This window comes from Neobacillus drentensis, assembly GCF_036966985.1.
Taxonomy (GTDB): Bacteria; Bacillota; Bacilli; order Bacillales; family Cytobacillaceae; genus Neobacillus; species Neobacillus drentensis_E.
This window is the reverse complement of sequence record NZ_JBALSN010000147.1, coordinates 1-7,206: the sequence shown is the minus strand read 5'-3', so window position 1 is coordinate 7,206 and position 7,206 is coordinate 1. Positions and strand designations below refer to the sequence as shown.

Here is a 7,206-nt window from a genome sequence, read left to right as displayed (position 1 = left end):
GTCCAATACTCCCAATAACTTTAATTTCCTTATAACCAATTTTCATAAAATCAACAGTTATGGGTGTGCTCCGAGTGCCTATTTGTACATATTGGCCGCCTCTTCTGCATAACTCTAAACCTTGATTTACGCCTCCTGCAGTCCCTGAGCACTCCAAAACAATGTTTGGGCCTTGGCCGTCTGTTAAATCCAATAATGAAGCCTCACTATTATTTTGATCAGAAACTAAAACCAAATCAGCTCCCACTTTTTGAGCTAACTCAAGTCTCTTCTTGTCTTGCTTAAGTCCAGCTACAACAACTGTAGCACCGTAAGCTTTACAAAGAAGTACTGTCATAAGTCCAATCGGCCCAGGACCAATCACAAGGACCACATCGGATGGCCTAATTGTAATTTGATTCAAAGCATGTACCACTACTGTAAAAGGTTCTAATAATGCTGCTGTAACCAAATCAATTTCTTTAGGCAGAACGTGGATTTGATCTTTATTAACTTTTACATATTCAGTAAAAACTCCATCATGATCAAAACCAATTCGAGTCTTTTCCGTACAAAGGTTTTCTCTTCCTCCAAAACATGATTCACATTTCCCGCATGAAGAATAAATCGTACGGGCCACAACATTCGTGCCGATCACTAAATCCTGCACACCAGTACCAACTTCTGCAACTTGACCACTAAATTCGTGTCCAAGGACCAAAGGATTCTTATAAGCATGATAATGTCCATCATATATTTTCATGTCCGTTCCACAAATGCCGGCAAAGTGTATTTTAATGACCACTTCATTATGGCCCGGTTCTGGTTTAACTACTTGTTGCAATAAAACATCTCCAGGATCAAAGCTTTGTTTAAGTAAGGCTTTCACCAATAATTCCTCCAATTCATTTCAATGAAATGCTTCCCTGGTGTATTTTAACAATCCCCAACAAAATTAATTACTATATCATCAATCTTCCACCATTTATGTCTATAACTACTCCAGTAAGATAACTTGATTGAGGAGTAACTAGAAATAGAATAGTATTTGCCACCTCTTCAGGTGTTCCTAGTCGTCTTAATGGAATATTATTTATTATTTGTCGGTTTACTTCTTCTGCAACATCTTTAATCATTGGAGTGTCAATGCGTCCTGGGGCAACTGCATTTACATAAATTCCACTTGGACCGAGTTCTCCAGCCATTTGACGCGTAAGAGAAATAAGACCTGCTTTACTAACAGCATAATGAGCTCCAGTAACGGCACTATAGGATCTTCCAGCTTGAGAGGCAATATTCACAATATGACCACTTTGATTTTCCTTCATTAATTTAACAGCAGCCTGCGAGGTATAAAATGCTCCATGTAAGTTGATGTTTATCACTCTATGCCATTCTTCTACATCCATGTTTTCCACTGGAACTCGTCCGTTTTCTCCTTTTGGAGATATACCCGCACCATTTACCAGAATGTCCAATCGCCCAAACGTATCTTTTATAACCTTTGCAACAGATTCAACACCTTTTTGATCTGAGACGTCTAGTTGAATGGGTAAAGCCTCGACACCTAAATCTTTTAATTGGATAGAAAGGTCCTGAGCACGGTCGAAATCTATATCAGAAACGACTACGTGACTACCTGATCTTGCTAAAGCTTTACATGCCGCACCTCCTATACTCCCGGTGGCTCCTGTTATCCAGCTGACAGCATTATTTAAATTCCCCATATAGTCGCTCCTTTGGAAATGGTAACAATTTAATAAAAAACAAATTGTTACTAATTTTATTTGTTTAATGAGATGTAAATTGTTAAAGAATCAAAAAATAAACGTCTAAAGGGATATACCTCCTATAATTTTTTGAACATTTTGAATTTCATCCTTTGATAAAAGTGTAAAAAATAGTTATCAATATGTAAAATACCAAAATGATATGTTATCCATATGTAACTCGTATGTTTTATGAATATCAACGTAAAAACCCAATTTATAAAAATAACAATACCTAAGTCTAAACAGTTATAAAAAATCCATCTCCTAAAAAACAGAGATGGGAATGTTTTTTCTACTAAACTAAGAAACGTCACTTAATAGCGCAATACTTAGTGATTAAGTTCTTTAATTTTAATACCGTAGGATTCGTCTCATTTTGCCGCCATATAACAGCAGTAGGTATGTAAATCTCCGATTCTCCAAATGGTACTATTTCTAAACCATCTGTCGATTGGTAACAACCAGACTGCGGAGCAAGTCCGATTCCCGGTCCATGTTTCACCATCTTAAGAAGTGTAAGAACAGTTTCTGTATGTCCGATGATAGTAGGTTTTATCTTAGCTTCTTCAAACCTCTGGACAATTTGTGCGAAAGCACTATGGGTAGTACTTCCACGAATTAAAACCAATGGCCTCCCCTTTAAATCCCTCGGTAAAATTTTCTCCTTTGCAATTAATGGATCATCTTTACGAAGAACAACTCGAATAGGATCGTTTCCTAGGATAGAATAATTAAGTTCTGTATTATGGATAGGTAAACGAGTAATCCCCAAATGAGCTTCTCCACTTTGTACTAATGAAACGATTGTTTTTGAATGGCCTTCTTTAATTGAAAAATGAATATTTATGTTTTCGCTCCATATATGTGCCAACGCCTCACCTATCGTAGCCGAAAAAACGGGTAAAATAGCTAACGTAATATTTCCCATAACTAAATTTTGAGGATCTGATAAATAGCCAAGAAGTTCATGATATTGACGAAGGATAGGAGTTACCTTTTGTAAAAGGAGTTTTCCTTCTTCAGTCAAAATGACTCCCTTTTTGTGTCGTTCAAATAACATTACCCCCAGATTATTCTCCATATTTAGAATTTGTTGGCTAAGGGGTGGTTGTGACATGTTTAATTCCTTAGCAGCCCTTGTAATGTTTCCTAACCTTGCCACTGCTTCAAAATACTTAAAATTTCTAAAGTCCACTCGTTTTCACCTGACCTATCCATATATTCTAAATTTTCTGATTAATATAACCATAGTTTATTTTATCATTTTTTCAATTATCATATGCTGGGGATATGATATTAATATTAGAAATATATTGTACATTTGTAAAGTGTTTGTTTATCATAAGAATACAAGATTATGAAATATCAGTATTTTGTCAAAATTGAAAGATTTATTAACTAAACGTAGCTGTATGGTCATTGCTGATGATTTTTTCTTCCGCTTTCAATAATCATGCTTTTCTCCTTATTCCCATTTGCTCCTGAAAAAAATTCAAACGCTTACATTTAGCGAATGTTCTAAATTTATTTAAAAGGAGGTTCTACAAAACTTTAGAGATAAAGCTTTTACTTAATATGCGAGGAGGAAAATGATGATTTATTCTTCAAATGTAAGAAATGACCCTGAAGTAGGAAAAACCTAATGGAAAAGTTTATGGACATCTTTTGCAGGCTGGTGCATGGATTCAATGGATGCCATGCTCTTGGCCCTTGTTATTCCACTTTTATTAACACAATGGAATATGTCAGCTGGAGAAGCAGGTCTTATTAGTTCTGCAACATTAGTAGGAATGATGGTAGGAGGAATTGGCTGTGGCATTTTGGGTGATTATTTTGGCAGGGTAAGAATGTTAACATTTACTGTCATCTTTTTTTCAATTTTTACTGGTATTTCAGCTTTTGCACAAGATCCAGTACAGCTTGGAATTTTTCGATTTTTTGTTGGACTTGGATTAGGAGGCGAATGGGGACTTGGAGCCTCACTAATTTCTGAATATTGGCCAAAAAGGCATAGGGCAAAGGCAACTTCTTTTGTTCATAGTGGTTATCCTGTAGGGTATGCTATTGCGTCATTACTTGGATTCTTAATTTTACCTGCATTTGGATGGAGAGTTCTGTTCCTAATAGGTATATTGCCTGCATTTATTATATTAATGTTTAGGAGAGGATTAAAGGAACCACCAAATTGGAAGGAAAAAACAAAAAAAGTGAAGGAAGAAAAAAGTACCTTTACTCTATGGATGCTTTTTAAAGATGGTTACGCAAAACGAACTATATTGGCAAGTTTACTTTTACTGTTTAATTTAGGCGCATATTGGGCTGCTTCGTCTTGGATACCCACTTTTTTAGTGAAAAGTCATAATTTGTCGCTTGGGATGGCAAGTTGGTTTCTAATCGTTTTAAATATTGGTGCTGTGTTTGGTCACCAAGTTGGTGGATATTTATCAGATAAATATTCTAGAAAGTTCACTTTATTGCTAGGACAATCTCTTTCAATCGTACTTATTATCGCCTATATGCTCATTCAAAATATAACCTTCCTTTTTCTAGTAGGAATCATATTTGGTTTCGTTATTTATGGTTATTGGGGAACATTCGGCGCTTACCTAGGAGAATTATATCCGACACATTTAAGATCAACTGGGGTTGGACTTACATTTAATATAGGACGGATAGGAGGGGCTCTTACACCTACTATTGTAGGATTTATGGCAGAACATATGCAACTAAGCGGTGCAGTATTAATCTTTGGATCTATTTGTTATGTATTTGGAATTATAGTTACTATTCTAAATAAAACTGAACAGGTCACATCTGAATATTCTCATGATGAATCTGTTATGGATATGTAAAAGAATACTGTTTTGCACCTTACTTATCTAAGAAACTATAAAAAGGAGATTCATACGATGAAATATGTGAATACTGTAACTGGTAAAATAGATTTTTCAGAACTTGGAAGGACATTAGTACATGAACATTTACGAATTTGTTCTGAAGCTGTACGCGTTCAGTTTCCTCATATTTATGATGAAGAAAAAGAATTTAAGAATGCGGTAGAACAAGTAAACAGGGTAAAGATGCAGGGGATCAAAACCATTTGTGACCCGACAGTCATGGGGATTGGAAGAGATGTTCACTTTATGGAAAAGGTTGCCCTTGAAACAGAGATGCAGATTATTTGTGCAACAGGAATTTACACATTTAACGATCTCCCCCAACATTTTCAAAATAGGAATATTGATTACATGGCACAAGTTTTTATCAGAGACATAGAAGTTGGTATTCAAAATACTTCGATAAAAGCAGGATTTCTGAAATGTGCAACAGACGAACAGGGATTTACCCCTGATGTTGAAAAAGTAATACGAGCTGTGGCACAAGCTCATCAAGTAACGGGTGTGCCCATCATGACACACTCACATCCACAAAGTATGAATGGAATTAGGCAACTGGAAATTTTCAGGGAAGAAGGTGTTGCGCCCAATAGTATTCTCATTGGACATACTGGGGATACAGATAACTTGGAATATATAGTAAAAGTTCTTTCTTATGGAGCGTTTATTGGAATGGATCGTTATGGAATAACCGCCAGAATGTCATCTGAAAAACGAAATACAACCGTTATCGAATTGGTTAAGCAGGGTTTTTCAAATAGAATGTTTTTATCTCAGGACTACTGTTGCTCTACGGATTGGTTTCCGGAAAGCGAAATGAAAAAAAGACCCAAGTGGACGATGTCTTATATTATGGATGAAATTGTCCCTGAATTAATCGAACTAGGAGTCACTGAAGCACAGATTAAAGATATGATGCTTTTGAATGCACAGAGATGGTTTAAAGGCAGTGATGAAATCTGATCAACTTTAGAAAAATAATTGTCTTGTCTTCAAGCAATAAGAAAATTGTGGGGAGTGGAGTAGATAATGAAAAAAATAAAATTGAAAAAACTTTTTTGGGCATTCTGGTTGATCTCTACAATACTAGTAGGCTGTAACTCAAATCAAACCTCAGAATCTACTCAATCAAATTAAAAGTCTGCATCTACTGAAACAAAACTCGATTTCCCTAAAAAATCTCTTAATCTAATCGTTCCTTTCGCTGCTGGTGGTAGTACGGATACAGTAGGTAGAGCGGTTGCAGAATCAGCCCAAAAATACCTTGGAGAATCCATGGTTGTTGTGAACCGTGCGGGTGCAAGCGGAACGATTGGAGCATCTGAAACAGCAAAAGCAACTGGAGATGGATATACTGTCGGCCTTGTTACCGGCACAACACTTACGGTGCAGCCACTATTAAAACAATTAGATTACAAAATGGATGATTTTAAATTTATCTCAAGTGTTGTGTATAATCCATTACTATTGGTTGTAGATGGCAAGAGTAAAATCAATTCCATTCAGGATCTCATTAACGATTCAAAAGGAAAAACGCTGAAAGTTGGCCATCCTGGGGTAGGTACAGTAAATGATTTGGCGCATGCTGCCTTATTTAACGCTGCCGGAATCAAAACAACAAATGTTCCATTTAAAGCAAATAATGAATCCATTGCGGCAATTATTGGGGGGCATATTGATATTGCAGCAGTACATCCAATGGAATCAGCAGAATACATTCAAAATGGACAATTAAAGGTTCTGTTGACCTTCTTCGCCTGCATTATCAAAATGATATAGATGTCAGCATCGTAGACTGTTTTAGAAGATGTTTAGAATGCAGGGTAAGACCTTTCTGCCGTATTCAATTAACAACCATCGAGGCTGATGATGCTGAAAGCTTGATAAATAAGATTCTTCAAACAGTTAAACCTATTTAATAAAGTTCAAAATCGTTAACAACCTAAAATCACACCCAAGTGAGGATTATATCACTTGGGTCTTTTCACGTTGGACAGTTCAGTAGTGTTGAAGAAGATTTAGAAAACCAAATAGAGGTTGAAAAAGTGAGGAAAAATGAGACAGTTTATAGGAGTAACATGGAATATAAGAATAAGAGCTTCATAATAGAATAGAATTAAGCTTTCAATTATACTCATGATTAGGGTACAAATGTTTCAGTGAGAAAGAAGGACTATATATGCTATTTTATGTAATTGCAATCCTCGTTATTGTGATGGACCAGTTTTCTAAATATCTCATTCGGGCCTATATTGACATCAATGAAACATTTACATTGTGGGGAATTCCACTTACACATATCCAAAATAGCGGGATGGCAGGAGGTTTATTTCAAGGCTATGCATGGCTTTTCGGAGTTGTGGCAGTGTTTTTCGTGATAAGTGTTTTAAATTTTCGTAGAACAGGAGAAATGAAGGGTGCTCTCATCGATTGTAGTTTTGGATTCCTAGTCGGAGGAGCAATTGGAAATGGCATTGATCGACTTTTGTTTGGGCAGGTGACAGATTTTATCATTCGCTCTGGTGGCATCCTTAACTTGGCCGACCATGCTATTGAGA

7 protein-coding genes are annotated in these 7,206 nt (G+C 36.2%); 4 read left to right on the top strand and 3 right to left on the bottom strand.

Features of this window, described 5'->3' with window-relative positions; all coding sequences use genetic code 11:
- The 3 genes from V7659_RS10270 to V7659_RS10260 form a co-directional block, all read right to left on the bottom strand.
- Positions 1-868, bottom strand: an 868-nt coding sequence (locus tag V7659_RS10270; RefSeq protein ID WP_335539884.1) for a zinc-dependent alcohol dehydrogenase, incomplete at its 3' end; no start/stop codon positions are given.
- Positions 869-941: 73 nt separating this feature from the next.
- A complete protein-coding gene (locus tag V7659_RS10265) occupies positions 942-1,706 on the bottom strand; it encodes an SDR family NAD(P)-dependent oxidoreductase (protein ID WP_098934808.1) in 765 nt (254 codons plus the stop codon).
- 355 nt (positions 1,707-2,061) lie between these two features.
- Complete coding sequence (locus V7659_RS10260; protein ID WP_098934809.1) at positions 2,062-2,946, bottom strand: LysR family transcriptional regulator; 885 nt, start codon at positions 2,944-2,946, stop codon at positions 2,062-2,064.
- Positions 2,947-3,430: 484 nt separating this feature from the next.
- On the opposite strand from V7659_RS10260, the gene V7659_RS10255 reads away from it, so the two are divergent.
- The 4 genes from V7659_RS10255 to V7659_RS10240 all read left to right on the top strand — a co-directional run.
- On the top strand, positions 3,431-4,603 hold the full coding sequence (locus V7659_RS10255) for an MFS transporter (protein ID WP_335539879.1): 1,173 nt from the start codon (positions 3,431-3,433) through the stop codon (positions 4,601-4,603).
- A gap of 57 nt (positions 4,604-4,660) precedes the next feature.
- Positions 4,661-5,611: an aryldialkylphosphatase gene (locus tag V7659_RS10250; protein WP_098934811.1), complete on the top strand. Its 951-nt coding sequence runs from the start codon at positions 4,661-4,663 to the stop codon at positions 5,609-5,611.
- Positions 5,612-5,839: 228 nt separating this feature from the next.
- Positions 5,840-6,427, top strand: a complete 588-nt coding sequence (locus tag V7659_RS10245) for a tripartite tricarboxylate transporter substrate binding protein (protein WP_335539886.1) — start codon at positions 5,840-5,842, stop codon at positions 6,425-6,427.
- Between the two features lie 400 nt (positions 6,428-6,827).
- On the top strand, positions 6,828-7,206 hold a 379-nt coding region (locus V7659_RS10240), incomplete at its 3' end, for a signal peptidase II (protein WP_335539876.1).